Source organism: Aliterella sp. E5.1, assembly GCF_057473825.1.
Genome location: NZ_JBYCCV010000267.1, coordinates 1 through 2,173, shown reverse-complemented (window position 1 = coordinate 2,173; position 2,173 = coordinate 1). Strand labels below are relative to the sequence as shown.

2 protein-coding genes and 1 pseudogene are annotated in these 2,173 nt (G+C 45.9%); all 3 read right to left on the bottom strand.

What is annotated here, in order from left to right:
* Positions 1-169: 169 nt before the first annotated feature.
* On the bottom strand, positions 170-1,171 hold the full coding sequence (locus tag AC2VE5_RS26145) for a SpoIID/LytB domain-containing protein (RefSeq protein WP_486890476.1): 1,002 nt from the start codon (positions 1,169-1,171) through the stop codon (positions 170-172).
* A 1-nt stretch (position 1,172) separates the two neighbouring features.
* Positions 1,173-1,622, bottom strand: coding sequence for a hypothetical protein (locus AC2VE5_RS26140; protein WP_486890475.1), 450 nt, complete (start codon positions 1,620-1,622; stop codon positions 1,173-1,175).
* A gap of 222 nt (positions 1,623-1,844) precedes the next feature.
* Positions 1,845-2,173, bottom strand: a pseudogene (locus AC2VE5_RS26135) (IS1 family transposase); the annotation flags it as partial.

Genomic DNA, 2,173 nt, shown 5'->3' with positions numbered 1-2,173 from the left:
GCGTACTAGCGTTTGCAATCTCTCTTTCTGTTCCAGATTTAGAAATCCTTTGGCAGGCATTGTCCCCTCCACCCTTTGCCAATTCAAGTTTCTATTTTATATCTTTTAAAGGTATATTGGCTTAACTTCTGTCTTCCTTTGCCAAGCAGCTACTCAGAAAAAGAATTTATCAGCGCTTCGACTCCAACCTCGCGATCGCCACTCCTGGGTAATAAATCCCCAAAATCTGCCGATAATCATACCCCTGATTCGCATAAGCATAAGCTCCATTTTGGCTCATCCCCGCTCCCTTATGCGCCTTGTCCACGATCGCCTGCGTTGCTGCATAAAGCGATTCGACTACCCCACCCTGGTAGCTAAGGATTTCCCCGGCGGTTTCCCCAACTGCCTGGTGGGTCGTATTGTATTCGGTAGCAATGCCTTTGTATGCCTGATGTCTTTCATCGTTACCTAAATCATATTTTTCATGGGCATTGCGAAAAGTATGCACCAAAGCATACGACCTCGCGGCGACAGCTTGGGCTTTCAGTGCCTCCATAGGGGCGGCGGCAGACATTTCGCTGCCTACTACAGATAGGAGATATTCTTCCAAACCCACATAGTTTATAGCAAGTAGCTTATCTCCTTGCGCTACCAATAGTAACTTGCCCCTATACCAGCTATTACCGACAAATACCGCTCCTCCCTTCGTCGGCTCAATCCATAGACCAGAAGGTATTTGCACTTCTTGAAATGCAATGCTTGAGCTACTAGCAGATACTTGAAATGCTTGAGATGGCGGCAGTTGCTCTAGCTGTTGCCCGTTACCATCGATAATGTTTGCTGCCGTAGAAGATGCGATCGCCAGCTTATCAATATTTTGTGCGATTGCAACCCTAATTTCGATAGCTGGAGCGGTGTAGGGGTAAGTAGTTGCTTTGTTGTTCAAGCTTTTAGCTTGTGGCAGATGCTTTGGTGCGATTACTTTTTGAAGCTGCTTTTTCGCTGAGGTTCGCGGATGGGAAGCACTAACTGTAGGAGCGGCTGGAGTTGTCTGCGGCAGTAGGGCGGGTGGCGGCAGAGGTTTCTTTTGAGTATCAACCGTTGTAGTAGAATATGGTTGCCCAAAGGATAGTTGTAGGCACACTAGGGGGATAGCTATTGCCGGAAGAAACCAAAATAAACTCCGCATTTCAAGACCTTGGTTTATCCACTAACATCACTGCATACTCGGTATCAAGCATATCGATTTTCTGAATATACACGCTGTCTCGACTGTAGGGTAATGGAACAGCATTAGCATAGCCAAAAGCGGCGGATTTCTGGTTATCATCAGTGATGCAGACAATCATTGTTCCTTCGGGATACTCATCAATTTTACTAGCAATAGTATAGGGTAGTCTTATAGCTTGAGCATAACCATAGCCTATTGCTTCGGTGCTAGGACTTTCAACGATTAGCTGAGGCGGTTCGCACTTTTGCAAATAAATATAGGGTAGATTTCTTGCTTTTGCAAACCTGTTGCCTTTTTTGGCAATAACAAAATGATTGACTTCGGGGCGATCGGGGCAAAGCACTTGCAAACCGTGATTAGTCGAATATTCTATGATTCCTACCTCTGAATTATGAACTACCCCGCCCATTTAGGACGATGGACGAGGTTTCTGATGCTTCATTTCGGCTAGTTGCTTAAATCCACCGCAGTGAATAGAAGTAGAGCTATCTGATCCACGTTTATCGAGGCTAGTTCCTAACCCCGTTGCCCAGTTGAGCATAACTTTTGCTGCCGCTACGTCGCGGTCGATAGTAAGTCCACACGGGCAATTATGGACTCGCTCACTTAATTCTTTTTTCGGCGTTGCATATTATAGGGATGGTCGAGTGGGAATAGGCACGGTCTTGAACTTCAAATAATGAAGGAGTAAGCCAATGGAATAGCGCAGCATCTCCTGGGACTTGGAATAACAGAACGTCTGGCGATCTAATCGTGCCAAGTAGTGCCGTCAGCGACTATTCTCCCCTTCAACTCGTGTGCTCCCTAACTTGCTTACTAGATGAGCCAAATCATTAATCAAACATTTGTAAACTGGGTAGCCGTCAGTGATGTAAAGAAAGCATTCCCAGCCGCGTAAAATTAACCATAACTGCCAAAAGGTCGCGGCACTACGAGCTCCTAAAACCAAAGCTAAGATTC

What these genes read in the sequence shown, in the direction of transcription:
- AC2VE5_RS26145 (WP_486890476.1), bottom strand. Translation starts at nt 1,171, where the DNA reads ATGCGGAGTTTATTTTGGTTTCTTCCGGCAATAGCTATCCCCCTAGTG.
- AC2VE5_RS26140 (WP_486890475.1), bottom strand. Translation starts at nt 1,622, where the DNA reads ATGGGCGGGGTAGTTCATAATTCAGAGGTAGGAATCATAGAATATTCG.